Origin of the sequence: Membranihabitans marinus (assembly GCF_021729155.1) — a bacterium.
Taxonomy (GTDB): Bacteria; Bacteroidota; Bacteroidia; order Chitinophagales; family Saprospiraceae; genus Membranihabitans; species Membranihabitans marinus.
The window spans coordinates 150,235-176,375 of sequence record NZ_JAJQYA010000002.1; the positions used below are offsets into that span (position 1 = coordinate 150,235).

Annotated in this window: 20 protein-coding genes; 11 read left to right on the top strand and 9 right to left on the bottom strand. The window is 36.6% G+C overall.

Annotated features, from left to right (window positions below; translation table 11 throughout):
- Positions 1 to 142 precede the first annotated feature (142 nt).
- Positions 143 to 4,570 carry a T9SS type A sorting domain-containing protein gene (locus LVD51_RS01900; protein ID WP_236969483.1) on the top strand — a complete coding sequence of 1,476 codons (4,428 nt, stop codon included), beginning with the start codon at positions 143 to 145 and terminating at the stop codon, positions 4,568 to 4,570.
- A gap of 65 nt (positions 4,571 to 4,635) precedes the next feature.
- Here LVD51_RS01900 and LVD51_RS01905 read toward each other — a convergent pair whose 3' ends face one another.
- Positions 4,636 to 5,724, bottom strand: coding sequence for a hypothetical protein (locus LVD51_RS01905; protein WP_236969484.1), 1,089 nt, complete (start codon positions 5,722 to 5,724; stop codon positions 4,636 to 4,638).
- 396 nt (positions 5,725 to 6,120) lie between these two features.
- On the opposite strand from LVD51_RS01905, the gene LVD51_RS01910 reads away from it, so the two are divergent.
- The gene (locus LVD51_RS01910; protein WP_236969485.1) at positions 6,121 to 7,527 is read left to right on the top strand and encodes a type III PLP-dependent enzyme domain-containing protein; all 1,407 of its coding nucleotides are present in this window, start codon (positions 6,121 to 6,123) and stop codon (positions 7,525 to 7,527) included.
- A 322-nt stretch (positions 7,528 to 7,849) separates the two neighbouring features.
- On the opposite strand, the gene LVD51_RS01915 is transcribed toward LVD51_RS01910, so the two are convergent.
- Positions 7,850 to 8,017: a hypothetical protein gene (locus tag LVD51_RS01915; protein ID WP_236969486.1), complete on the bottom strand. Its 168-nt coding sequence runs from the start codon at positions 8,015 to 8,017 to the stop codon at positions 7,850 to 7,852.
- A gap of 428 nt (positions 8,018 to 8,445) precedes the next feature.
- Between LVD51_RS01915 and LVD51_RS01920 the strand changes: the two genes are divergently transcribed.
- The 4 genes from LVD51_RS01920 (at position 8,446) to LVD51_RS01935 (ending at position 12,252) form a co-directional block, all read left to right on the top strand.
- Positions 8,446 to 9,195, top strand: a complete 750-nt coding sequence (locus LVD51_RS01920) for a tRNA1(Val) (adenine(37)-N6)-methyltransferase (protein WP_236969487.1) — start codon at positions 8,446 to 8,448, stop codon at positions 9,193 to 9,195.
- Between the two features lie 10 nt (positions 9,196 to 9,205).
- Positions 9,206 to 9,880, top strand: coding sequence for an RluA family pseudouridine synthase (locus LVD51_RS01925; RefSeq protein ID WP_236969488.1), 675 nt, complete (start codon positions 9,206 to 9,208; stop codon positions 9,878 to 9,880).
- Between the two features lie 214 nt (positions 9,881 to 10,094).
- Positions 10,095 to 11,738, top strand: a complete 1,644-nt coding sequence (locus LVD51_RS01930; protein ID WP_236969489.1) for a CTP synthase — start codon at positions 10,095 to 10,097, stop codon at positions 11,736 to 11,738.
- The gene (locus tag LVD51_RS01935) at positions 11,725 to 12,252 is read left to right on the top strand and encodes an RNA methyltransferase (RefSeq protein ID WP_236969490.1); all 528 of its coding nucleotides are present in this window, start codon (positions 11,725 to 11,727) and stop codon (positions 12,250 to 12,252) included. The genes LVD51_RS01930 and LVD51_RS01935 overlap by 14 nt, the downstream gene beginning before the upstream one ends.
- A 70-nt stretch (positions 12,253 to 12,322) precedes the next feature.
- Here the strand turns inward: LVD51_RS01935 and yajC are convergent, their stop codons facing one another.
- Both yajC and LVD51_RS01945 read right to left on the bottom strand, forming a co-directional pair.
- Positions 12,323 to 12,637 carry a preprotein translocase subunit YajC gene (yajC, locus tag LVD51_RS01940; protein WP_236969491.1) on the bottom strand — a complete coding sequence of 105 codons (315 nt, stop codon included), beginning with the start codon at positions 12,635 to 12,637 and terminating at the stop codon, positions 12,323 to 12,325.
- 11 nt (positions 12,638 to 12,648) lie between these two features.
- Positions 12,649 to 13,086, bottom strand: a complete 438-nt coding sequence (locus LVD51_RS01945; RefSeq protein ID WP_236969492.1) for a DUF1573 domain-containing protein — start codon at positions 13,084 to 13,086, stop codon at positions 12,649 to 12,651.
- 62 nt (positions 13,087 to 13,148) lie between these two features.
- Between LVD51_RS01945 and LVD51_RS01950 the strand changes: the two genes are divergently transcribed.
- Positions 13,149 to 13,703 carry a shikimate kinase gene (locus LVD51_RS01950; RefSeq protein ID WP_236969493.1) on the top strand — a complete coding sequence of 185 codons (555 nt, stop codon included), beginning with the start codon at positions 13,149 to 13,151 and terminating at the stop codon, positions 13,701 to 13,703.
- 8 nt (positions 13,704 to 13,711) lie between these two features.
- On the opposite strand, the gene LVD51_RS20095 is transcribed toward LVD51_RS01950, so the two are convergent.
- Positions 13,712 to 15,241, bottom strand: coding sequence for a S8 family peptidase (locus LVD51_RS20095; RefSeq protein WP_317207887.1), 1,530 nt, complete (start codon positions 15,239 to 15,241; stop codon positions 13,712 to 13,714).
- Positions 15,242 to 15,390: 149 nt separating this feature from the next.
- Between LVD51_RS20095 and trxB the strand changes: the two genes are divergently transcribed.
- Both trxB and fbaA read left to right on the top strand, forming a co-directional pair.
- On the top strand, positions 15,391 to 16,326 hold the full coding sequence (trxB, locus tag LVD51_RS01960; protein ID WP_236969494.1) for a thioredoxin-disulfide reductase: 936 nt from the start codon (positions 15,391 to 15,393) through the stop codon (positions 16,324 to 16,326).
- Positions 16,327 to 16,345: 19 nt separating this feature from the next.
- The gene (gene fbaA, locus LVD51_RS01965; RefSeq protein WP_236969495.1) at positions 16,346 to 17,422 is read left to right on the top strand and encodes a class II fructose-bisphosphate aldolase; all 1,077 of its coding nucleotides are present in this window, start codon (positions 16,346 to 16,348) and stop codon (positions 17,420 to 17,422) included.
- A 657-nt stretch (positions 17,423 to 18,079) separates the two neighbouring features.
- Here the strand turns inward: fbaA and LVD51_RS01970 are convergent.
- The 4 genes from LVD51_RS01970 to dapB form a co-directional block, all read right to left on the bottom strand.
- Positions 18,080 to 18,967, bottom strand: coding sequence for an IS1595 family transposase (locus LVD51_RS01970; protein ID WP_236969496.1), 888 nt, complete (start codon positions 18,965 to 18,967; stop codon positions 18,080 to 18,082).
- An 845-nt stretch (positions 18,968 to 19,812) separates the two neighbouring features.
- Positions 19,813 to 20,763 carry a hypothetical protein gene (locus LVD51_RS01975; RefSeq protein WP_236969497.1) on the bottom strand — a complete coding sequence of 317 codons (951 nt, stop codon included), beginning with the start codon at positions 20,761 to 20,763 and terminating at the stop codon, positions 19,813 to 19,815.
- Between the two features lie 448 nt (positions 20,764 to 21,211).
- Positions 21,212 to 23,149 carry a DNA primase gene (dnaG, locus tag LVD51_RS01980; RefSeq protein ID WP_236969498.1) on the bottom strand — a complete coding sequence of 646 codons (1,938 nt, stop codon included), beginning with the start codon at positions 23,147 to 23,149 and terminating at the stop codon, positions 21,212 to 21,214.
- Between the two features lie 85 nt (positions 23,150 to 23,234).
- On the bottom strand, positions 23,235 to 23,969 hold the full coding sequence (gene dapB, locus LVD51_RS01985) for a 4-hydroxy-tetrahydrodipicolinate reductase (protein WP_236969499.1): 735 nt from the start codon (positions 23,967 to 23,969) through the stop codon (positions 23,235 to 23,237).
- 62 nt (positions 23,970 to 24,031) lie between these two features.
- On the opposite strand from dapB, the gene hemE reads away from it, so the two are divergent.
- Entirely contained in the window at positions 24,032 to 25,054 is a 1,023-nt protein-coding gene (gene hemE, locus LVD51_RS01990; RefSeq protein ID WP_236969500.1) for a uroporphyrinogen decarboxylase, read from the top strand.
- 159 nt (positions 25,055 to 25,213) lie between these two features.
- The gene (accD, locus tag LVD51_RS01995; protein WP_236969501.1) at positions 25,214 to 26,119 is read left to right on the top strand and encodes an acetyl-CoA carboxylase, carboxyltransferase subunit beta; all 906 of its coding nucleotides are present in this window, start codon (positions 25,214 to 25,216) and stop codon (positions 26,117 to 26,119) included.
- The last annotated feature ends 22 nt before the right edge of the window (positions 26,120 to 26,141 follow it).

Here is a 26,141-nt window from a genome sequence, read left to right on the forward strand (position 1 = left end):
TTTTTTTTATTGAATTTTCTGCCGATAAAAGCCATTCGTATTTCATTTTTACGTTATTTATTCTAATCTGTATATAAATTTAATACATATTATGATTTGGCATAATATTTGTTGTTATTCGCATGAATAAAACGCAATCGATATGTATGTCAATTTACTTTTACAATTAATACGACTAAAATCAAAACTCTGGCTACTGTGCTTAATGTTTATGATGGCCATAGGTTCTGGATTTGGTCAAGTCTTTTACGATGATGCTATCGTTGGTGACGACGAGGCCTGTCCGGAATTGTCCAATAATTATTTCATAAAGTACGATTTACCTGTTGGGACAGCTATAAATTGGTATATCGATGAAAATTTTAATGATGCAGGCGGTCAGATAATAGGAAATCCTCTCAATCAGACCTCTATTGATGTTGAATGGTCAGAAGGGGCAAGTGGATATACTAGGTTAATCCTTTTTGGGTCTTATATTCCCATTCCTATGATGCCTATGTTGAACGTAACTATTCAAGATACGATAACCATACATGTGGATAAAGATCTCAATCGATTAGACCTCAATTGCGAAGGATTCGTCGGACTGGATTTTGGTCCTGACTGCGAAAGATATATTGACATCAATGAAGTTATCGGTACGGGTACCATAAAATGTGAGGGCGACTTTGAATTTATTTTAACGGTAGACAATCATACGATTCCCAATCCCGTTCCGCAAAATTATTTAAACAAGGAAATAATAGCGACTATAAGGCATCTTGAAACAGGGACGAGTTGTTCTTCTACCATAATATTGGTCGATGGCAGCCCCCCTGATCTTATTTGTTCTAACGATACTATATTATGTAGTGATCCTCGGGCCTATGATCCGACCGATCCCTCCTTGGGCGGTCCAGAGGTAATAGCAGGCTGTAATGAATCTTATACGCTAGAAGTCAATGACTACGAATGGGTGAATGTAGAAGGAGATACTGTGATTACTGGTTATATTAAACGTACATGGCGTGTAACCGATGCCAAAGGCAATACCAATGATTGTTGTGATACTATTTTCCTCAAGCGCATTGTATTTGATGACATTGTTTGTCCTAGGGATACTATGATAGAGTGCACCGATACGCTTACACTATTGGATCCTTTTTTGACGGGGACACCTACCTTTGACGGTCAGTCGATATATTCAGACGATCCTTATTGTAAAGTTTATGTATCTTATAAAGACTACGAAACTCCTGGTTGTGGTAGCGGAAAAGAGGTAGAACGGGTATGGCGTATTATTTCGTTTGAGGAAGATGGACAAAAATTAGAAAAGGAATGCATTCAAATCATATCGGTAGTGGATACTACGGGACCAGAATTATTCTTTGACCCGGAAACCTATGTATCTGAAATGCACGATGATATTCCAGAGCTAAACAGCAATAAAGAATATCCTACCTTTTATAAAAATGATGTTAAAGACAATTGTCAGGCATCAGGAGATTTTCCTCTGCCTATGTTGATGGAAGATTGTTCTCCCAATCCCAGTGCGAATATTAAGATTCATTGGGGGAATCAAAGGGTAAATGGTTTTTCAATGGATGAAGAAAATCCAGATCTCTTTTATAGTGGGTTATTGGTTGGAAAACATATGATTGTCTATTCTTCTTACGATGAGTGTTGGAATACAGGATTAGATACCATAGTATTGGTTTTAAAAGATAAAACTCCTCCGAGCATAGTATTGGATTTACAGGCCATTGTCACAATTACTGGTAATGACCCTATAATATGGGCCAATGCTGAAGATTTTGATGAGGGAACCAAGGACAACTGCGGTATGAAACTCCTAATGGCTAGAAGGGTGGATTGGAAGACGGCTTGTGGTTTTGATGAAGAGGGGAGTGTAGTGCGAGAGTATTACGATGAATCTTTCGATTATTACCAAAACAATTGGGGAGATTGTATTGCTAGTTTGGCAGAATACGGTTGGTCGGAGCAATTTCCTATTTGTTGTGAAGATGTATGTGTAGACGGTGGGATTTGGGTCGAATTTATGGCCATCGATGAGTTTTGTAATTATTCCAAATTGGTTACGCGGATTCAAGTAGAGGATAAAAGCGTACCAGAGGTAGTCACTAAACTTCCCGATCTTACGATGAATTGTTACACCTACAATCAATTGTATAAAGCGGAAATCGATCAAGGGAATTACGACGTTTTCGGAGCCTATGTATTTAGTGTGGACGATATCCAACGAAGAGCTTTGAAAACCTATGAATGTAGCAGTGAATACCGTACTCCCTATATAGAAAAAACGGATTCTATCACTGATGGTTTGATTTTGCAAAATTGTCAATTGGTTGTGGAGGAGCGGATCAAGGAAAATATAAGTTCTTGTGGAGAAGGCTGGATTGAGCGTACCTTCATCATTAGTAATCCTTGTATGGATGCGGATAAACACGATCCAATATTAACTTTGGTTCAGAAAATATACATAGAGGCCGATTGTGAATTGAGATCTGAAGATTTTATTTGGCCTTCTTCTGATACTACTATTTATTCTTGTGATAAGGTAGAGGTCGCATTGGATTCGCCTATATTGGTATATGACAAATTGTGGAGAACCATAGGGATTTCACATAAAGATGTGGAATTGTATCCACAAGATAAAGTGCCGGGCTTATGCCATAAAATTTTGAGATCATGGACGGTAGGGGATTGGTGTGCAGATGATCCATACTATCTTCCCAAATATGATCAATACATTTATATTAAGAATGTCGAAGGGCCAAAAGTATTGAGTTCTGATATTGAAGATATCTGTATCAATACGGGTTGCTCAACTATTTTCTCAAAAACTTTTAGTGTTTCAGATGACTGTACTCCGATTGATGAATTAAATATTAATTGGAGGCTTTATAAATGGTCAGGGAGTAGTAAATCGGTAGTTGCCAGTGGTATTAGTTTGGATATACCCAATACTGAGTTAGAAGTTGGTAAATATAGTGTAGTTTTGGAAGTGGAAGATCACTGTAACAACATATTAATAAAGGAATATGAGTTTGGGGTAAGTTTCTGTTCAGCAGTATCCATTACCATACCGGCAGTAGTAAATCGAAATATAATTGCTAGTCAAGGCAATCTAAGTATCGATGATCTTGATTATTCCATTTCTCTACCTTGTAATCTAGCTAGTTATGATGTTCGATTACAATACAAAGGTCAAGGGAAAGTAGGTATGGATGGCCAATCTTTACCTCCGGAATCAGGGAGTGAATCACTGCCATATACCTGTAATCAAATCGGGAATAATGTCGTAGAGCTATGGGTAGTTGATGAAGGTGGTGTAGGAGTGAAAAAAGAGTTCACCCTCAATGTAGCAGACCCATATAATTTCTGCCCCAATGCAGTAGAAAAAATAGCAGGGACGGTGAGGTCGTCCAATGGTGAAGCCATAAAGAATGTTATGGTCAAATTGATGGTCAATGATACCGAAATCAAGGACAATATTACCAGCGATGATGGACAATACGATTTGGGAATATTCCCCAATGTTGTCCAATCATATATGGTAAAACCTGAAAAAGAGGATTCCCATGGCAATGGTATTTCAATCTTGGATGTGTTGATGATCAACCGTATGGTTAAAGGTCAGATCCAACCAAGTTCACCTTATGAAGCCATAGCTGCAGATGTAAATGAAGACGGCAATCTATCTGTTTTTGATGTATTGTATTTGCAGAGTTTGCTGTTGGATAGAATTCAGAAACTACCGGGTAATAATTGGATGTTTTTTAATAGTGAAATGAAGCAAATATCTGTAATTGATCCTACTGCGGAATACAAATCTATGCTGCACTTCGTCGGGGTGAAGAAGGGAGATGTAAACAGCAGTGCCAAATTGAGAAGTAATAGTAGATCTAGTAATCGCAATCAAGATATTAGATTGGAAAGACCTATTCTCGATGGAGGCTTTGTGAAAGTGCCCGTTTTTGTAGATCGAGCTACAGAGGTAAGTGCTTTGCAATTGTCTTTAATTAATCAAAATGCGAATGCAGTTTTGGCAATAGAGTCGGGGAGATTGAAATTGAGTGAAAACGACTACCAGGTTTCTGGTGAGGAATTGGATTTGGTTTGGATAGAGCAAAGTGAAAGTGACGATGCAGTAGAAATTCCACATTTCTACTTAGTATTCGATAGCCAAGATCCCAGTGATATTGATGTGACTCAACTCGTGTTGGGCCATGGTTTGGAATCTGAAGTGTTTGCCGATGAAGATTTAAAGGACGATATAAGTATTGTTTATCCACAGCAAACGGATGCTGAAATTCAGCCAAATGTAGGAGATTTTTATCCCAATCCTTTTAGTGATATAACCAAGATAGATTTTCAAGGAAATCGATCTTATGTCAAGAGTGTGGAAGTGTTTGATTTGTCTGGACGAAGAGTATATGAGAATAATGTAAATCAAGTCATCACAGAATTCAGTTTGTCCAACACGGATTTAGGAGGAAATGGTTTTTATACTGTGAGAATTAATTTTGAATCATCTTTTATCAACAAAAAGCTATACCTTATTAAATAAAGAAAACATCATATTGCATTTATTCAGAATACCCACTTAAGTCCACTTAAGGGGGTGTTTTTTATTTAATAGCCAGTGATTTCTTTTAATTTCATAAAGAAGTCTTTTTTACGAGGTGAGCTGATGCCCCAATTGACAGGTACACTTTGAAAACCATCGTCGAATCCCTCACCTTTCATTCTATAATCAAAGTAGCCCCATGAGGCATATGACTTGACAGCGTTTACGAAATTGTTGTTCTTTTTATCAAAATCAAAATGATCGTCTTCATTGAATACAATGGGTTGATTATGGTAGCCTTCAACTTTTCTGGTATTATTGACCAATTGAGTGATTTTGTCAGGATCTTTGATTCCGTTGCCATGTAATAATATGAAATCCGAATGGCTGACCACGTTGGTTTTGGGCAATGTGCCCCCTCCATAGCTGGTACTGACCAGCAATCGGTGTCCATCTATTTCAATGTCTTTAATTCGTTTTATTAATTCGTGAACGCGCTCTGGTTTGAGAATATCGTGATCGTACTTAATATTACATTCGTTGTTTACTTCTACAATTACGTTTTTGTATTTTTTTCGAAGTAAGTAATGGCTCATATTATCCACGGCATTGATGACGGCAGCTTCATCCTTTAACCATTCATCTTGACCAAAGTAGAAATATCCCAATATGACGACCATGCCCAATTTGTCGGCTTCTTTTAGGATTTTATTCAATCGTTTTAGATAGGGTTTTCTTATATCACCTGTAGGGGTAAATGTAGAATTGATCCATCCTTTATTTCCATAGCCCAATGGACTCCCTCCTTGTAAATTAAGGGTAAAAGCCAATAATCCATGGTCTCTCCAATTTTTCATTTGAGAGACGAATTCTTTATTATTTCGTTTTGCACTCCATTTTTTAGTATCTGGATATATGAAATTGTCTTTGGTCTCGGGGTTGAGATCGTCGAAGATACCTTGAACCATTCGAGAATTGAGCAGCAATCCTTCTATTTTGTTTCCTTGCCAATATCTGTCAGAATAGGTTATTTTTCCATTGATATAGAAGGCGTCGTCAACAATACTGACTACGGTTTTATTTTGCCCCCATGTGATCTGACTAAACAGAAGAATCAGAGCCCATGTTTTTAGGTTCGTTAATAATGCAATCATTTGATTTTAAATTTTGCTTTTGGTATTAAATGTTAAATTTAAATGTATAATTGAGAAATCTATAGTTTGTAGTTTGATTATTTTGCTATTTGGTTATTATTTCGATAATTTTTTAGAATAATATCTGTGATTGAGTAAGAAGTAACAGCTCAAGTCAATTTTGTAAAAGAAATATTTTTGAGGAATCGAACTTTTTTGGATATAAATCATTGGTAAATAATAGAGTATAGTCAAGGTTGTTTGTGTATTGTCGATTTATTTTCCAGAATATATTTTTGAATAGAAAATCCGCAGATTAAAAGTTTTAGTTTTTTGAAAATTTATTTGTTGGACTCCGTATCATTTATCTATTTTCGCACTTGAAATATTAATCGTAAACATCTGTTAATTAAATGAATGAAAAGTACCTATTTTGATCTCATTGATCAGACTTATTATTTCCCTCAAGAGGGGTTTGATTTACACGAAGGGGAATTGAGTTTTCATGGCGTGTCAATTATGCATTTGATAAAAAAATATGGCACTCCTTTTAAGTTGACCTATTTACCGCGTATAGGAGAACAGATCAAGAAGGCCAAAAATTTATTCAATCGCAGTATTCGAGAGAATGGATATAAGGGGAAATATTATTTTTGTTATTGTACCAAATGTTGTCATTTTGAACATGTGATCAAGAAGGCCTTAGATTTTGGCATCCATTTAGAAACTAGTTCTGCATTTGATGTCGATATTATCTATAAGCTCTATACTGCAGGTGAGATCAAGAACAACATTATTATTGTTCACAATGGATATAAGACTGATGAGTATTTAAGTAAAATCATTCAACTTCAAAACGACGGTTTTAAGAATTCCATTGTGGTATTGGATTCAATGAAGGAATTGCATCGATTGAATAAGATGTTGACCAAAAAGATGAAAATAGGTGTACGTATGGCTATAAATGAAGAGCCACAATCAGCCTATTACACTTCGCGTTTAGGTATTCGATCTTCTAAAATTATAGATTTTTATTCCAAGGAGATTGCCAATATGGAGAATATTGAATTGACCATGTTGCATTTTTTCGTTGACACTGGAATCAAGGATAATATTTACTATTGGGGTGAATTCAAGAGGGCCATTCGATTGTATACCGATTTGAAAAAGCAATGTGATACCTTGAATAATATAAATATTGGTGGTGGTTTCCCAATTCGGAATAATTTGGGTTTTGAATACGACTACAAGTATATGACGAATGAAATCGTGCGAAATATCAAGGTGGCATGTAATAGTGAAGGTATCGAGGAACCCAATATATTTACAGAATTTGGAAAATATACCGTAGGGGAAAGTGGAGCTACCATATTTACGGTATTGGAAGAGAAAAAACAAAATGATGCAGAGCGCTGGTATATGATAGATAATAGTTTAATGAATACTATTCCAGATGCATGGGGATTGTTGGAGAAATTTATTTTACTGCCCATTAATAAATGGAACGAAGAATACCGCAATGTAAATATCGGAGGAATTAGTTGTGACCATTCTGATTACTATAACTCTGAAGATCTCAACCAACAGGTCTTTCTTCCCGCTACGTCCAACGATGCTGAAGAGCCCCTCTATGTAGGATTTTTTCACACAGGAGCCTATCAAGATGCCATCAGTGGGTATGGGGGGATAAAACACTGTTTAATCCCATCGCCCAAAACTATAGTCATCGACAGGGATAGTACTGGTAATTATGTAGATTACGTATTTAGAGACGAACAAACGGCCCAGGATATGTTGCGTATATTGGGATATAAAGATCAATAACTGATAATAGAATAATATTAGCGGATTCACAATTATTATTTTTTGGGGATCCGCTTTTTTTATGGCTGTGAATCTCATTGTCGAAAAATGTGAAGTCTAGGTTTCGACAATGACAGAGTTAGCCTAAATCCATTATAATTCTAGATTTATTTCTCCTGAGTTCTATCATAAATAAGGAGTTAATAATACCAACACAGGAATTAAATCAAATATAGATCTGGCCAATATAAAGGCTACTAATATACGGGGTCCAAATTTAGGTATTTAACCATTGTAAATTGGGCAAGCATTCCAATGGTCTAGGAATCTGTATATTATACTCTTAGATTTTGTCGAGGGCAACTACTGCAAAAGTAATTACAAAAGGGAGTGGAACCCAAAACCACGAAGTAGCAAATACTAAAAGAAGCAAGGTGATCACCAAAGACACTAGAAAGAATAAAGTTGATTGACCTTTGCTAAATTGAATATCTGAATTTGATTTTGACATTGTATATGTGTTTTATTCTTGCAAAAATAAATAAATATGTGAAATTTCAAATAAACTGTGGTTTTACTTTGAGAAGATAATGTCCTTCATCTTATGTGAATAACCGGTCTTAATCTTTTTTTAAAATAGATCGATAAAATTCCAGAGCGAAGAGAGGAGGATTTATTCTATGGTATTGAGGAAGCAAAAAGTGAATTTACCCTTGATTTTGGTAGGAAGGTATGAAGTGGATTAAGATAAATATTTTTTTTACTAAAAATTTCAATGATTAATATTCGTCATTCACATGCTTTAGAAGGGTGGAGATATCCCGTATTGATTTGGTTTTAACCTTCAATAAAAAGGCTAGTATTATTAGGTGAATAATAAAAATAGATGGGAAATACGGAGAATAAGAAATGTATTTCATTGAAATTTAAGATATTTGCATGAAATATTGCAAAAGCGCCATGAATATTATTGAGCAAAAAGACGTGTTTAGATTCAAACAATTTGCCATTTCTCAATCCCAATGTGGGATGAAAGTAGGTACGGATGGAATATTATTGGGGGCATGGGCTCCTATTGATGGTGTAAATTCTGCATTGGATATAGGTGCGGGAACTGGATTGCTTTCGGTAATGCTGGCTCAAAGAGCCTCTCAATTGGATCCTATCATTGGAGTGGAGATTGATGAAAGGTCTTATTATGAGGCCAAGGAAAATTTTGAACAGAGCCCTTGGGCAGATCGCTTAAATATTGTTCATCAATCTATTCAGGATTTTGCCAACGAGGTAGATTTTGGATTTGATCTCATCATTAGTAATCCACCTTTTTTTACGGGGGGGACTTTATCCGAATCTCAAACAAAAAACAATGTCCGTCACACCATCAAATTGCCCCATAGTGATTTATTGAGATCGGTAAAACGATTATTGAATCCTAAAGGACGATTTACTGTGATCTTACCTACATTAGAAGGATACCGTTTTATTGAATTGGCCGAACAATACGGATTGTACGAATCCAAAATAACCATGGTTAAACCAACGGCTGAAAAGGAAATCGAACGATTGCTGATCAACTTTAGGACTAAACCGGTAGACCGTATTGTTGAATCGGAATTGATTTTGAGGGATGGCCAAACAGGGCAAATGACTGAGGATTATTCTAATTTGGTTTCCGATTTTTACCTATAACAACTAGATAGTGAATACAGCAGAAATTTTATATGAAGACAATCATTTGATTGCTATCAATAAGCCTGCGGGTTATTTGGTGCAGGGAGATGACACAGGTGACCTACCTATAGTAGAGATGATGAAAGATTATATCAAGGTTAAGGATAATAAACCTGGTAATGTTTTTTTAGCTCCCAATCATCGATTGGATCGACCAGTCAGTGGCTCATTACTGTTTAGTAAGACTTCCAAAGCTCTAACCAGAGTCAATGATTTGTTTCAAAAGAATCAAGTAGATAAGACGTATTATGCCATTTTGGAAGGTATCCCTGAAGAACTTGAGGGGCGTTTAGAGGATTTTATTGTGAAGAATCGGGCAAAAAACATCAGTTATATTGCCAAAAAGAAAATAAAAACGGCCAAGAAATGTGTATTGGAGTACAAGGTTGAGAAGGTAATTAACAATCGGTCATTTGTGAGAATTACTCCTCACACTGGTCGTTCTCATCAAATTAGGGTGCAAATGTCTGCTATGGGCACACCGATACTGGGTGATATTAAGTATGGAGCAGAATACAAAATGCCTGATCGGTCAATAGCACTGCATTGTTACGAATTGAGTTTTATTCATCCCATTAAATTGGTTCGTGTACAAATTAAATCAGATCCACCTGATTTGCAATTATGGCAGAATTTTTTCTAATTTTTCAATGGGAATAAGAATATTTTTTCCAGTGGATATTATTCGAATATCCACCTTCATGTAATTCATATATTTTTTATTTTTCTATAAAGTACTAATTCATAGCTTAAAAAGCGATGTAGGTATGAGGGTTGTAATAATTGAGGAATAGATAATTATATTTTCTTCAAAAATTCTATAACTTTGCATTCCGTAACGTAATAATCACAATACTATGACCAAATATATATTTGTTACGGGTGGCGTAACCTCTTCTTTAGGTAAAGGCATTATTTCTGCCTCATTGGCCAAGCTTCTACAAGCTAGAGGTTTCAAAGTAACGATTCAGAAATTAGATCCCTATATCAATATCGATCCAGGTACAATGAATCCCTACGAACACGGGGAATGTTATGTAACTGACGATGGTGCAGAAACCGATTTGGATTTGGGCCATTACGAGAGATTTTTAAATATACCCACTTCCCAAGCCAACAATGTGACTACGGGAAAGATTTATCAAAACGTAATCAACAAAGAGCGTTCCGGTGAATATCTGGGCAAGACGGTTCAGGTTATTCCTCATATCACAGATGAGATCAAGCGGTATATCAGGGGGTTGGAAGTAGAGGGATACGATATAATTATATCAGAAATTGGTGGAACGGTAGGGGATATTGAATCACTGCCCTATATTGAAGCGGTTAGACAATTGCGGAACGATTTAGGCAAACAAAACGGTATTGTAATACATCTTACCTTGATTCCTTATTTAAGTGCGGCTAAGGAATTGAAGACCAAACCCACACAGCATTCCGTAAAGGAGTTGTTGACCTATGGTATTCAACCAGAGATATTGGTTTGCCGATCTGAGCATCCCATCACTGAAGATATAAGAAAAAAATTGTCGCTATTTTGCAATGTCGATATCAATTCCGTGATTGAATCCAGAGATGCGAGTACAATATACGATGTACCTTTGTTGATGTTGAAGGAGAATCTCGATACTACTGTACTGCGGAAGTTGGGATTAGATAAAAGAAATGAACCCGATTTGACGGCGTGGAAAAATTTCCTAGGAAAGTTAAAAAATCCATTGCACGAAGTCAAGATAGGAGTAGTGGGGAAATATATTGAATTGCAAGATGCCTATAAATCCATATATGAATCATTCGTTCATGCAGGAGCAGAAAACGAGACCATAGTCAATGTAATTAATATACATTCTGAAGATTTAGAAGAAGAGGGTAGTCTTAAGCAACTCGAATCACTCAATGGAATATTGGTTGCGCCAGGTTTTGGAGAAAGAGGAATAGAGGGTAAACTGGTGGCCATTAAGTATGCGAGAGAGAATAAGATACCTTTATTTGGTATTTGTCTAGGAATGCAATGTGCAGCTGTGGAGTTTGCTAGAAATGTGTTGAAGATAGCTGATGCCCATTCTGCTGAAATGGATTCCAAAACTCCGAACGACATCATCCATTTGATGGAAGATCAGAAAAAGGTAAAAAATAAGGGGGGGACGATGCGTTTGGGAGCATGGAAGTGTGAAATTGAGCCGGATAGCATTGTCGGAAGAGCTTATGGTACCAATGTTATTTACGAACGACATCGGCATCGATTTGAATTTAACAATAAATTTAAGGCCGATTTTATTAGCAAGCAGTTTATGCCAGTGGGTATCCACAAGGAGAGAGATTTGGTTGAAATAATTGAACTCAAAGATCATCCTTGGTTTGTCGGTGTCCAGTTTCACCCGGAATTGAAGAGTACGGTTGAAAATCCTCATCCTTTGTTTACATCTTTTGTACGCGCTGCTATAGAAAATAGAAAAAATAATAAAAAAGAAATCGTTCAATCTGTCAATGAGGAAGCTTAAACTCGACGAATTAAATAGAATAGGTGTAGATGAATTTCAATCTACGCCCAAATATCCCGTAGTGGTAGTATTGGACAATATACGTTCTGGTGTAAACGTAGGTAGTTTTTTTCGCACAGCTGATGCATTTCTAATAGAGAAGTTGTGTTTGTGTGGATTCACACCTCATCCCCCTCATAAAGAAATTTTCAAGACTGCGATAGGAGCCCACGAATCTGTAAAATGGGAGTCATGGGATAATACCGTAGATTGTGCGATAGATTTAAAATCGAAAGGCTATTTATGTGTGGGCATCGAGCAGACCAGTCAGTCACAGTTTTTGCATCAACGCAGTCCAATGCAGCAACCAGTTGCTGTGTTTTTTGGCAATGAAGTACATGGACTTTCAGAAGACTTATTGCCTTTATTGGATACGGTTTGGGAGATTCCGCAGTTTGGTACCAAGCATTCGTTAAATGTCTCTATTACAGGGGGTATCGTATTGTGGGACATCATTCGGGAGCTAAACGCATAGATAAAAAAATACCACTACTAAAATTTGATTTTTAGTAGTGGCATTAATACTTTATTCGGTTTGTGGGATATTAAAACTTAGCGTGTTCTGTTGCGTCTATAGACTCAGTCATTTCTTTAGAAATAGCCGATTTAACCACTTTGATGAAGGTCTTTTCTGACAATTGGAGGGTTACCACATTGTCATCATCAATTTTATTTATTTTTCCAATAATACCTGATCCTGTTACCACTACTTTCCCTTTTTCCAATTCATTTGAGAAATTTCGTTGGGCTTTTGCTTTTTTCTGCTGTGGTCGCATAAAAAGGAAATAAAATACTAAGGCCATTCCAATTAATGGCAACATAGAGATAATAGGATTAGGTTCAGCTTGAAGTATTAGCATGTTTTTTATTTTTAATTTACAAAACCTTGCAAATATAATAAGGTTCTGGTAGGGAATGTATTTCCAATGATATTTATTGTTTTATTTTGATAGCCTTTTCTATCGCTGCTGTCAAATTCTACAGTAATACTACTGGATTGTCCAGGTTCTATGATGCCTTCAGGTATTTCCACTGCAGTACAACCACAGGAAGTAGTGACATCTGATATAATAAGTGGTCGCAGTCCAGTATTTTGAAAAGGATAAGTTTTGGTGACTATGGTTCCTTGTGGGATGGTATCAAAACTTGTGGTGGTATATTCGAAGCTAATTTTGGCCACATTTGCGGTATCGATAACATGGTCAACTTCTACTGGAATAGCAATACTGGCGGAAATATTGGTATCGATTTCATTTTCTTTGGTATCTTGGTCACCCAAACCACAACTTTCCCAAGTTAATATTAGCATTAATATTAAAAATATTGATATATAATTGTGTTTTGGTTTCATAGTTCAAATTTAGCTCATTTATGAATAATAAAACAATTTTTTTCCTAATAGGTTTTATGGGGTCAGGCAAATCTTTGCTGGGGAAAAAGGTAGCCCAATTGATGGATGTCACTTTTATGGAAATGGATGAACTTATCGAAAAAGAAGCAGGATGTGAAATTAAAGACATCTTTAAGCATGATGGAGAAGCGTATTTTAGATCTATTGAACGAAAGATCTTGGATGACATCATCGATAAGGCAAGTGAGGCTAAAGATACTATTATTGTATCTACTGGTGGAGGAGCTCCCTGTTTTAATGACAATTTACAGCGGATGAAGGAAAATGGGGTGGTAGTGTATATTCGTCCCTCAGAAGATATTCTTTTATCGAGATTGGTAAATGGTATGGATCATAGACCTTTACTTAGAGGGAAGACGGAAAATGAATTGCGTACCTATATTCGAGATACCTTGACCATTCGAGAGCCATATTACAAGGGCGGGGATTGGATCTTTAATCCAGTATTTAAAAGCAAGACTTCTAATATTTTGTTCTTAAAAAAATTAATTCAACGGCAGATCAATTCTATTTAAATCTTCTATTACCGCGATGATTCCCACCCGTCCAATAGCAATTCTAATGCAGAGGCTGGTTGTAAAATGGGGCAAAAAGCTTCATCGTTGCTGGGGATGGCTGTGAAGCGAATAAGTTCATAGAATTCATGTGATTGGATGTCGGGATAAAATGCTTTGATCAATGCTGCTGTAGAGGCTACAAATGGGGCTGCCATAGAGGTCCCGTTGAGGGCTTTATAGGAATTGTTTTTATAGGTACTGAGGATATTTACACCTGGTGCAGCAATACCCCAGTCGATATCATCGATATGGTTTGAGAAATTGGCCATCTGATTGGTCTCATTGGTCGCCGCCACACAGATGACACCGTCTACATTGGCTGGACTGTAATCTGAAGCATTGCCAGAGCTATTGCCAGCACTTACTACTACTATGCGATTCTGATCATTGGCGTAGGCTACTGCTGCACTATAAGCACGTTGTTTGTAATTGTCACTCAATCCTCCCAATGAGAGAGACAGAACGTCGGCTCCATTGTCAACGGCTTCAATCATTCCATTTATGATTTGTGCTTGAGTACCGAAACCAAAGGAATTGAGCACTTTTATGGGTTGGATTTCGATGAGGTCGTCATAGAAGGCCATGGATGATATCCCTTTTTTATTGTTGGTAATGGCAGCGACGATACCAGCACAATGAGTGCCATGACCTACTGGGTCTTTAACATTTTGAAAATCTGGATGGACGGCTGTTTTTAAATCTTCGTGTTGGGCGTCAATACCTGTATCGAGTACGGCTACGACAACTTTTTTCTTGATTTTATCTTTATTATTAATGATAAGGCCGTGTAGTTGATGAAAATTGAGATTATTCATAGCCCATTGTTTTTCTGCCAAGGGGTCATTGGTTCCATAGTCTCGATCTTCCTTAATTTTTTGATTGCTTTCAATTGGGGTAATGGATATTTCATCGTTGTATTCTCCATATAGGATGATGGATTCATCCTCAAGTTGTTGGAGTAATTTCGAGGCGGCGTGAGCTTGTTCACTAGGCAAATCTACAATATAGAATCGATTGAGGAATTCATTGGCTTTGTCGGGGTGAAAGGCCTTGACTATTTTGCCGTCATATGGTTCTATTAATTTTTGAACATCATTTAATTGATCTTCATTTATTTCAATAATTAATTCTCCTTCTTCCATCATTTGATGAATATCTTCTGGTATCAAAGTGATGGGTATGGGGAGATTGAAGAGGGGGAAGGAGAGAACGATGGAAGCGGCAACGGCTATAAATAAGGCAATTTTATTGTGTTTTACCCAGTTAAACACCATGCCAAAAAAACCGATGAGCAGTAAATTTTTAGAGAAGTAAAAATATTTCAAAGGGCCGATTGAGAATAAATAATTTACTCCTAGGTTGAAGGCAAGGGATATAAAGAACAATAATCCCAATACTATGTTCCATTTTCTGTTGCTAGAGAAAATAAACCAAAGCCCTAGAAAAACGAGGGTAGAAACAAAGGTTATTATATTGAGACTTAAGAAATCTATCATATTGAGTGTATCTAAACTTAATATTTAAACAATGTAAATCAAAATAGATTCAATTTTGGGTCAAAAATGAGAAAAGTAACAGGAAAATTTCGACAAACGGCAAGTTTATTGCGATTTATTATATTTTTACAACCGAAAAAAATAAGGTTATGGACGTTAAAAAATGTGTAATTATTGGATCAGGCCCAGCTGGATATACAGCGGCTATTTACGCAGCGAGAGCAAATATGGATCCTATTTTGTATACTGGAGGGGAGCCGGGTGGTCAATTGACGATTACCACGGAAGTGGAAAATTATCCTGGATTCCCAGAGGGAATACAAGGACCGCAAATGATGGAGGAATTTAGAAAGCAAGCTGAGCGTTTCGACACTCAGATTCACTATAATTTGGTAAATAAGGTTGATTTTTCCAATGGTGTTCACAGTCTTACTTTAGATAATGGGGAGACGATACATGCCCATACTGTTATTATATCTACAGGGGCAAGTGCTCGATGGTTGGGATTGCCTTCCGAGAAAAAGTATATGAATCTAGGGGTCTCGGCCTGTGCGGTTTGTGATGGTTTTTTCTTTCGCGGAAAGGATGTTGCTGTAGTAGGAGGGGGTGATACTGCTCTTGAAGAGGCCAGTTATTTGGCTAAGCTTTGTCCTGTAGTTCACTTGTTGGTTCGACGAGATGAATTTAGAGCGAGTAAGGCCATGCAAGCACGTGTACTCAATAACGATAAAATTAAAATTCACTGGAATACTGAGGCGTTAGAGGTATTGGGGACTGAAAGTGAAGTTACTGGTATGAAGGTGATTAATAACAAGACTCAAGAGGTTTCTGAGATAGCAATTTCCGGATTTTTTGTAGCTATTGGTCATACGCCGAACACAAAGGTGTTTGCCGATTTTATTAATTTGGATGAGAATGGTTATATTGTAACTGAAGGCAAGAGTACCAAGACTAATGTGGAAGGTGTATTTGCCAGTGGAGATGCGCAGGATCATATATACCGACAGGCGGTAACTGCTGCTGGAACGGGCTGTATGGCGGCATTGGATGCCGAACGATATTTAGTAGAAAAAGGAATTATATAATTTTAAATTAAAAAGAAGTATGGCACATACAAAATTTAGAGCAGGCGTATTATATGGAAGTGAAGTTTCTGATTTGTTTCAATATGCAAATGAGGAGAATTTTGCATTGCCGGCTGTTAATGTAACAGGAACCAATACCATTAATGCTGTTTTGGAGACTGCGAAAAAATTGGAATCTCCTGTTATCGTTCAATTGTCCAATGGAGGAGCTTCCTTTTATGCTGGTAAGGGATTGAGTAATGAAGGCCAAAGAGCTTCGATTCAAGGTGCTGCATCAGCTGCTGGACACGTACATTTAATGGCCAAAGAATACGGTGTAACGGTGATTTTACACACCGATCATTGTGCCAACAAATTGAGACCATGGGTAGACGGATTGTTGGATATAGGTGAAAAATATCACGCTGCCAATGGACATCCTTTATTTAGTTCACATATGTTGGATTTGTCTGAGGAGCCCATAGAAGAGAATATTGAGATCTCGTGTCAGTATTTGGAGAGAATGAAGAAGCTTGATATGACCATTGAAATCGAATTGGGAGTAACAGGTGGGGAAGAAGACGGAGTAGATAATACCGATGTAGACAGTTCTAAATTATATACTCAACCTGAGGAGGTTGCATTTGCTTATGAGAAGTTATCTGCTATTTCAGATAAATTTACCATTGCTGCTGCTTTTGGTAATGTACACGGTGTATACAAGCCGGGTAATGTTTCCTTAAAGCCCATTATCTTGAAGAATTCGCAAGAATTTGTAAAGGAAAAGTTTGGATTAACTAGTGATCGACCGATTAATTTTGTTTTCCACGGTGGTAGTGGATCTTCTTTTGAAGAAATTAGAGAGGCTATCGATTACGGTGCCATAAAGATGAATATCGATACTGATTTGCAGTGGGCACTTTGGGATGGAGTTCGCGGATATGACGAAAAATATCACGATTATCTACAAGCCCAGATCGGAAATTCTGAAGGTGCGGATATTCCCAATAAAAAGTATTACGATCCTAGAAAGTGGTTGCGTGCAGGAGAGGAGGCTTTTGTGTTGAGGTTGCAACGCGCATTTGAAGATCTCAATGCTGTGGGTAAGAACAAATAATAGCCGAGATATTCAGTTGACTATATCTTGATTATATAGAGGGATAGTCATTGCTGATGTATCGATGAGAAATATTACAATAGAAAATAAAGCTCTCCAATCTGGGGGGCTTTTTTTATGGTAAAGGTAGGGTAAAGGTAGGGTTGAACAGGATAGATATTATACGAAATACCTTTAAATTGACGACAATCATTCGATTTAATGTGGAGACATGACTGAATATGACTGAGCATAGTTGCCCTTTAGGGCAACCAAAGGTCGTAAATCGACCTTTGGTGAAGGAACCGAGGCCTCCCGGCCGAGGCGTGACTGCCCTGTAGTTCGATAGGTATTTAGCCACTGCGCTCCGGATGTGAACGAGCAAAATACGTAGTATCCAAAGCCCTAAAGGGCAAGTACTTTCAGACATTCAAAATTTTATCTGTCATCGTAAAACGTAATTCGTATTATATGACAAGGTTTTTCTGCTAGTAATTTTTTTTACAGCGTTTATTGAGTTAATAGTTGGTTCTATTAACTCATACAGGCTCCTGATTAAATGTGGGGGTAGAGATGAATGGATTTGGACTTTGAGTTGTAGGACATATAATGTAAAAGGGGTATATGATTTTTAAATGGGTCCTGTATTGTATGGTGAAGGGCTATATAATTAGTTATTTAGCTGATAAGTTCTAAATATGTCCTCGGACGATGGTGTACCATGCGTTCTAATAGGTGGTCGTATATACCCTCCTTCATCTGATTGCGATTAAATCTATAACAGAATTCATCCAAATAATACTGCAATAGTTCAGCGTGATGATGAATTCCTCTCAACCAGGAAATTATACTGTTTTCAATTCTATTAGACAATGGCATAATGGTCTTCTTAGTTTTTTTTACTCTGGAAATGACTTGGTAATTCTGGCAAATATGGTCATATCCATGCCATTTATAACAGCTAATTAACGCATCTTGATTTATTGTCCGTTTAGCCACTGAATTGATTTGATTGGACCCTCGACTTTTTACTTCGTCGGCATAAACGTGAGATACTCCTTTGCCTTTTTTCTCTATTGTGAGGACTACTCTCTTTTTAAAACGGACTTCCTGGCCTTTTTTCATCATCTTCTTCATTCCGATTTCAAAATCAGAAATTTCTACTTTCCCACTTAGCCCGACATTGCGTTGAGTTTCCATGGCCGACAATACCTTGAGTCGGAAAAGCCAACAAGTCTTTTGTCGCAACTGTAAAGTTCGACTTAATTCACATGAGGAGATTCCTTTTTTATTGGTCGCTATAAAGTAGACAATGGCAAATGCTTTGACCAGATCGAACTTAACTTTGTGAAATAATGTGTTGGCCGTAGCTGATTCTTTATATCGACATCGACTGCATTGCCTTAAATGCGGCTTTCCGCCGCTGCAATAATGATGATGTCCACAATGTTTACAAGTAAATCCCGATTCCCACTTTATTTTGGCCAAATATGCTAGACAGCTTTCTCTGCTAGGGAAACGCTTGTATAAGTCATAAATTGACACACTTTTGAATTTCTCTTCCATAGCGATATGAATTTTCCTTAATATACGGAAAACATAGGTTATTCCATAACCGCCTAATTATATGACTCTTACACTCACTTCCACTTTTACATTAAAATATTATCACCCGTAAGTACTTTTAATTTAGCCATTTTATAATCAAAATTTTATCACTAAAATATCAGCTCGCTAACCTTTTAATAGACCATAGTGGTTTTGACTAGAAGAATTATTAATAAATTTATTATTACCCCAATCGGCTAATGTATTGATCTATATCTCCACAACTTTAACCAAGTGATTGTATTTCGTCGAGATGAAATTGAGATTAAAAAATCAATGGGTAATCTTTTTGTAGATTGGGTTTGTCTAAAAGCTAGCGATAAACATATATTTGAAATCACTTATGATTAGTGTCTTATTAGTGTCAATAATTTTTCAATATTTAGGATATTTATATATCTAAAAAATATTACGGCTATCCAGAAACTTATCTACTGAAATTTGCATTCTACAAAACCATAATAAGACAAGGTTATGGTATTGCGGAATTAACATTTATTCCACTACCAATATTCCTAGTATGCTATATAATGATCTTCAGAATATCCCTATTCTATGGTCTAAGACCAAATCCTTGTAAGAGGTTTCCTTGTGTCAAAACTTAAAATATGAGTCTCAACTATCGAAATAGAACAAAATATTCGATGGAATCCTGGAACTAAAAGAACATGTGTTTAAAAGGGAATAAGGGTAAGTAAATGAATAATTATTATTTGACCGCCTGGCAATGAATTGATTAAAAAATACCTAACCATAGTCTAGCATTCTTTGAAAAAAAATTGTAGAGATGATATCACCTATAGTTAATCAGTAAATTTTAGGCTGGATGCCATCAATTGATATAGTGGTTTATATTTTTCTATTTCGCTATCCAAATCACCGATTGCACTATTAATCATATAGGATAAAGTAATAAGATGATTTTTGTATACAATATGGTAGAATGAAATATAAACTCTTGATTCGTGATATTCGTTCTGTATTTCGCCTGTAGTTTCCATGATCATTGTTGATTGACCATCAATGACAGTGTGTTCATAATTGAAATCGTTTATATTCTTTAGTCTTACTTCATCAATATTTTTTCTTCCCAATTCAAGAGCGAAATATTCTTTGACTAATTCATTGGTGTAATCCATAGATAATATATACTCAAGTTCTTCTTTCGTCATATTCGATGAATGATTATTTGTCTCAATAGACCGATTTTGAATAGTGATACCAGCTATACATAAATTATTGTCAGTTTTAAATTTTTGTAGGAGATTAGATTTTATTCCAGGTTCAGATATCCAACTTGTTGGATATTCGATGGATAAGTTTACACCACTTGATTTGGAGTGGCCATTGGAATAGAATATTTCTCTATAATTATTTAGGAATTCTTTGGCTGGAGTTTTTCTGTAACTTGGATTATTACGTAATAAGGTTTTGACAAAGGGAGTGAATACCTCTTTACGACCCATAATTACTTCATCATTAAAGTTTTCTAAATACTTTGATGATTCTTTTTGGGTTAAGCTATTGGGTTCAATTTGATTAATGATAGGATTTGTATATTGGGTCTTTATTGTTGCAGGAGTAATATCTTGAAATGTAGCTAATTCATTTTCAATAGACTCAATGGACTCTCCGTGTGCCATTATAAAATCGCCTTGGGCTAATTTCGCTTTTGCAGCTAGTTCTGGTAAGAATTCTTGAATGTATTGGTTATTCAATTCTATGCCATATGCAAATCCCAATGCATTAGACATATCTGCATAGTATTTCCTGTCCTTAGATTGACAATGTGATACATTATATAATCCACAGATTATGAGAACGGTAAAAATTGATTTCATGTCTTTTAAATGAATCATTAAGTAAAAAAATAGAGTCTTAGTTGCTGCCTAATTTGTAGGTATTTAAAACTTTCGTATTAATCTGGAGAGGGATTGTATTTTGCCAATAATTGGAACTCGGTGTTGGCATTTACTTATAATAATTCGTTTTTCTTCTAGGGCTTTAATATGGTTAATCGGTATTATCATTTTGTCTGTTCTTAGGTTTTGGGCTATAAATTTTTGAATTTGTAATGATAACACTTTTACAAAAAAATATAAACAATAATTACTTCTTATGAAATTCAAAATATAATGTTTATCAATAATATTGATTACTTGAAGCTGCTAGAATATTTTGGTAAGTGTCTCTAGAAAGAGTTTATTTCAAAACCGTGGTTTGAAATTCTTTGGCAAAAACATTGCGCATTTCAATGAGCTTTTGCTGGATTTGAAGGTGTTTTAAATATTCCACCATATTGTCCTCCGCTTCGTATTTTTGAATTTCTTGCTTATTTAAATCGCATAACTTGGTCGCCTTATTCAACTTAAACCTCATTATGGCTTCTTGCACGTCCCTTTTCTGATTTTTTTGAGGAGCCGGCTGTGTTTGTAAATCCATATCCCACATCTTGACCCAGTTTTCACTGTAATGACTATCGAACCGACCTTCTTGGAGATCAATGACGGTTTTGCGTATTTCAGTCGATGTTTCGTGAGTTAAATAGTGGAGGTCTGGCACTTCAGACTTTTCATTGAATTCTTGGTATATTTCCAATATGGCTTTTAGAGTTTCGTCTTCAAAAAAATCGACAACATCCTCTAAATTTTCAATGACAAATTCTGTGACGTTTTGTTCTTCATCGATTGGCTTATCCCCATGTTGGATTAAAATGCGGATGATATTTTCCTCTAATCGTAAATCTACACTTTTCTTTTTCTCCGATTGAGGACTTACTTCGGAATTCGGTTTTTCTTTTTCTTTTTGAGCATTTCGAAATTCAGCAGCTCGAGATCGCTGATGATTTTTTTCTAATTTCTTTTCTAATTCTTCTACAAGAGCAGATTCTGGTATATTCATCAAGGCTGCAGTCTCCTTGACATAGAGGTGACGTTTAATACCATCTTGAATTTTGGAAATACTGTCAACGAGTTCCTGAATAGTTTGAGCCCTATGGACTGGATCATCGGCCGTCGCCAATTTGCCCAACTCCGCTTTGTATAAAAGGAAATCTTTGACTTCTTCTTCAAAATACTCAGCAAAACCTGCTTGCCCTTTTGATTGGACAAAACTGTCGGGGTCTTCGCCTTCTGGTAAAGTTAGAATTTGAACATTCATGTCGGCTTCTAAGATCAAGTCAATACCTCGAACAGAAGCTTTGACTCCAGCCTGATCTGCATCAAATATTAGACAGATATTTTCAGTATATCTCTTTATGATTCGTATCTGATCTGGAGTTAATGCTGTACCACTGGTGGCTACAACATTTTCAACACCGTGTTGATGCATCATCATCACATCGGTATAGCCCTCTACAAGAAAACATAGATTTTCATTTCTAATCGCTCGTTTGGCCAGATGCATGCCAAACAATATCTTCCTTTTTTGATATATTTCTGTTTCTGGAGAGTTGAGATATTTCGGGGCGTTGTCGTTTTTCTTGAGAATTCGTCCGGCAAAGGCTAAAACGAGACCACTGAGGGAGTGAATAGGAAACATTATTCTATCGAAAAAGAAATCTGATCCATGCTTATTGGTAAGCCCAAGGGCTCGCAACATATCCTCATTATATCCGGCCTCAACAGCTTTTTGGGTAAAGGCATTTCGCGGACTTCTAGCAGCAAATCCCAATTCAAAAGTGGCTATAGTTTTATCGGTAAATCCCCGTTGTTTCATATAGCCAAGACCTACACTGCGGCCGAGGTCGGTGTTGTGTAGTGCGTCTTTGTAGTGATCCAGAGCAAAATTGTTGACGATTTGCAATGATTCTCGATAAAGGGATTCGGTGCGATCTTCTGCCTTCGTTACATCTTCCTCAACATCGATATTATACATTTTGGCTACGTATCGCAATGCCTCTGGGTACGACAGGGCTTCATGTTCCATTAAAAAATCAATTCCATTACCACCGCGTCCACATCCAAAACATTTGAAAATGTTTTTGGCGGGAGATACGGTAAAGGATGGTGTTTTTTCATTGTGAAATGGACAAAGCCCTAACTTGTTAACCCCTCGGTTTCTCAGGCTAACAAAATCGCCGACGATATCTTCGATGGCCATTTTATCGAAAATCTCTGCAATGGTGTTTTTTGATATCATATTTTACCTATGCTCAAAAAGTCTATAGATCGTAGTAAATTTATTAAATAAAAATATAATATATGTATAGTCCGCTGGTATTGTTTTATATTTCTGCGGGTAAATGTTCCTTTAATAGATCAGTCATGGAATAAATTCCTTTTTTCCCGTATAACCATTCCGCAGCCAAAACTGCTCCTAATGCAAATCCCTTTCTCGATTTGGCATCGTGGGTAAAGGTCATAGTGTCGAATTCTCCTTCATAAATTACACTGTGGATACCAGCTACCTCAACTTCTCTTTTGGAAACGATTTCCAATTCATTTTGTTTATCAGTCACCTCATTAACCCAGCTATCTTTGCTGTCCGTATTGGCCAATATAGTGTTGGCAAGGTGAAGGGCTGTTCCACTGGGACTGTCCAATTTGTGAATATGGTGAATTTCTTCCATTCGAACCGAAAAGTCATTAAATGAATTCATCAGTTTTGAAATATAATCATTGATGGCAAAAAATAGATTGACGCCAATGCTGTAATTGGGTGCGTAAAAGAAACTCCCTTGTTTTTCTTTAACCAATTCCTGTATTTGAGGCATGTGTTCTGTCCAAGCAGTGGTCCCACAAACTACTGGAATGTCTTGATGGATGAGGGTTTGAATGTTTTTATAAGCCGATTCGGGTTGAGTAAATTCAATAGCCACGTCCACAGTCTCTGGTGTCAATTTCTGTATTTCGTCGCTATTGTCTTGATCTATAATGGCTGATATATTATGATTTCTACTCTGGCAAATGGCTTCAATTGTTTTTCCCATTCTTCCGTAACCAATAATTGCAATATTCATAAGTTATAATTTTTAAAAATTTACCTTTGCAAAAATATTCATAAAAAAACCAATAAGAAGAAATGAATGACATTTTATTAAAAACCTTGGATGGACAGTTGGTAGAGCGACCACCTGTTTGGTTAATGAGACAGGCTGGAAGGATATTGCCTCAATATAGAGCCGTTCGAAGTAATATGAAATCATTCAAGGATTTGGTCAAAAATCCAGTTAAGGCTGCAGAAGTAACCATACAACCTGTAGATGAGTTGGGTGTAGATGCAGCGATTTTGTTCTCAGACATCTTAGTGATTCCAGAAGCCATGGGCTTGGATTACAATTTGGTCGAGAAGAAAGGACCGATGTTTCCAACCACCATTCAATCATGGGATGATATTGCCGCTTTGATTGACGGTGAGGAAGCCGCCCTAAAATTGGAATATGTATACAATGCCATCACCGAAACCAAAGATCAACTCAATGATCGAGTTCCATTAATCGGATTTACAGGTGCGCCATGGACTTTGTTTTGTTATATGTTGGAAGGAGAAGGGTCAAAGACTTTTTCTAAGGCTAGACGTTTTCTATACCAACATCCAGAATGGTCTCATAAGTTGTTGCAAAAAATCTCTGCTACAGTAGCTGAATATTTAAAGATTCAAATTGAAAAAGGGGTGGATTGTGTCCAAATATTCGATAGCTGGGCGGGATGCTTAGGAACCCAGCAATACCATGAATTTGGTCTGAAATACATTCGTTGGATCTTGGAGCAATTACCAGAAAATACTAGAACCATAGTTTTTTCAAAAGGTGCCCATGCCTCAATGGAGGAATTATTGGATCTGCCTTGTAAAGCTTTGGGCTTCGATTGGCAAATTGAAGCTGAGTATATAGCCTCTCAGGTCAATGGACAAAAAGTGGTACAAGGTAATTTAGATCCCTGTGTATTATATGCTGATAATGAAGAAATAGTACGTTCGACCCAGCGATTATTGTCTGTTTTTAAGGGCGGACATATTGTCAATTTAGGTCATGGGGTATATCCAGATACACCACTATCTGGGGTGAAGAAATTTGTGGACGAAGTTAAATCCTTTCGATACTAATCATTGATTTTACTATATTGCGTGATAGGAGTATTATTTTAATCATAAAACCAGAGCAAATCTTAAAGTTTTGTTCGAGAATAAATTGATTTATGGAGGACAATTAGATGAATAATTTTCATTAAAAATAATCCTCGATATCATATAAAAAAACTATTTATGGGTTGGTTTAAAAGACTAAAAGAAGGAATTCAGACAGCTACCAGTAATAAAAAAGAAATTCCTGACGGTATTTGGTCGAAATGCCCGAGTTGCAAAGAAGCAACTCTGACCAGAGATTTGAGAGATAATTTATTTGTCTGTCCACATTGTGATCATCATTTGAGAATCGGTTCTTACGAATATTTCGAGATTTTGTTTGAAGATTCAAAATATGAGATTCATTTTGATGATTACGAGGCAAAAGATATGCTGGAATTTGAGGATCTTAAGAAGTACAAAGATCGATTAAAAGACGCCAAAGAGAAGACTAAATTAAAGGATGCTATATCAGTGGCTGTGGGTGAAATAGCACCTGGTCAACCATTGGTGATCGCAGCTATGGACTTTTCTTTTATTGGAGGTTCTATGGGAAGTGTAGTTGGTGAAAAAATATCAAAGGCCATCGATTATAGTTTGGTCAATAAAATTCCACTAATGATTATTGCCAAATCCGGTGGTGCCAGAATGATGGAATCTGCATTTTCTTTGATGCAAATGGCCAAAACTTCGGTTAAACTGGGATTGTTGGCAGATGCCAAAATTCCATACATTTCGTTGATGACAGATCCTACAACTGGAGGGGTAACAGCGAGTTTTGCGATGTTGGGGGACTTCAATATTGCAGAGCCCAAAGCTCTAATTGGATTCGCAGGTCCTCGTGTCATTATGGAAACCATAAAGAAAGAATTACCAGAAGGTTTTCAATCAGCGGAATTTCTATTGGAACAAGGTTTTCTCGATTTTATCGTTCATCGTAAAGACTTAAAATTGAAATTGCAAACCCTGTTAGATTTCTTTCAGAACAAACCAAAATCAAAAAGCCCTGTGCTAGACACAGAGGTGGTAAAGGCAGAAGGGAAATAAGTATGGATTCTTATCCATTTTA

Bases quoted from the DNA above. Each gene is read 5' to 3' on its own strand.
- LVD51_RS01900 (WP_236969483.1), top strand. From the start codon at position 143: ATGTATGTCAATTTACTTTTACAATTAATACGACTAAAATCAAAACTC.
- LVD51_RS01905 (WP_236969484.1), bottom strand. From the start codon at position 5,724: ATGATTGCATTATTAACGAACCTAAAAACATGGGCTCTGATTCTTCTG.
- LVD51_RS01910 (WP_236969485.1), top strand. From the start codon at position 6,121: ATGAAAAGTACCTATTTTGATCTCATTGATCAGACTTATTATTTCCCT.
- LVD51_RS01915 (WP_236969486.1), bottom strand. From the start codon at position 8,017: ATGTCAAAATCAAATTCAGATATTCAATTTAGCAAAGGTCAATCAACT.
- LVD51_RS01920 (WP_236969487.1), top strand. From the start codon at position 8,446: ATGAAATATTGCAAAAGCGCCATGAATATTATTGAGCAAAAAGACGTG.
- LVD51_RS01930 (WP_236969489.1), top strand. From the start codon at position 10,095: ATGACCAAATATATATTTGTTACGGGTGGCGTAACCTCTTCTTTAGGT.
- LVD51_RS01935 (WP_236969490.1), top strand. From the start codon at position 11,725: ATGAGGAAGCTTAAACTCGACGAATTAAATAGAATAGGTGTAGATGAA.
- yajC (WP_236969491.1), bottom strand. From the start codon at position 12,637: ATGCTAATACTTCAAGCTGAACCTAATCCTATTATCTCTATGTTGCCA.
- LVD51_RS01945 (WP_236969492.1), bottom strand. From the start codon at position 13,086: ATGCTAATATTAACTTGGGAAAGTTGTGGTTTGGGTGACCAAGATACC.
- LVD51_RS01950 (WP_236969493.1), top strand. From the start codon at position 13,149: ATGAATAATAAAACAATTTTTTTCCTAATAGGTTTTATGGGGTCAGGC.
- LVD51_RS20095 (WP_317207887.1), bottom strand. From the start codon at position 15,241: ATGATAGATTTCTTAAGTCTCAATATAATAACCTTTGTTTCTACCCTC.
- trxB (WP_236969494.1), top strand. From the start codon at position 15,391: ATGGACGTTAAAAAATGTGTAATTATTGGATCAGGCCCAGCTGGATAT.
- fbaA (WP_236969495.1), top strand. From the start codon at position 16,346: ATGGCACATACAAAATTTAGAGCAGGCGTATTATATGGAAGTGAAGTT.
- LVD51_RS01970 (WP_236969496.1), bottom strand. From the start codon at position 18,967: ATGGAAGAGAAATTCAAAAGTGTGTCAATTTATGACTTATACAAGCGT.
- LVD51_RS01975 (WP_236969497.1), bottom strand. From the start codon at position 20,763: ATGTCTAATGCATTGGGATTTGCATATGGCATAGAATTGAATAACCAA.
- dnaG (WP_236969498.1), bottom strand. From the start codon at position 23,149: ATGATATCAAAAAACACCATTGCAGAGATTTTCGATAAAATGGCCATC.
- dapB (WP_236969499.1), bottom strand. From the start codon at position 23,969: ATGAATATTGCAATTATTGGTTACGGAAGAATGGGAAAAACAATTGAA.
- hemE (WP_236969500.1), top strand. From the start codon at position 24,032: ATGAATGACATTTTATTAAAAACCTTGGATGGACAGTTGGTAGAGCGA.
- accD (WP_236969501.1), top strand. From the start codon at position 25,214: ATGGGTTGGTTTAAAAGACTAAAAGAAGGAATTCAGACAGCTACCAGT.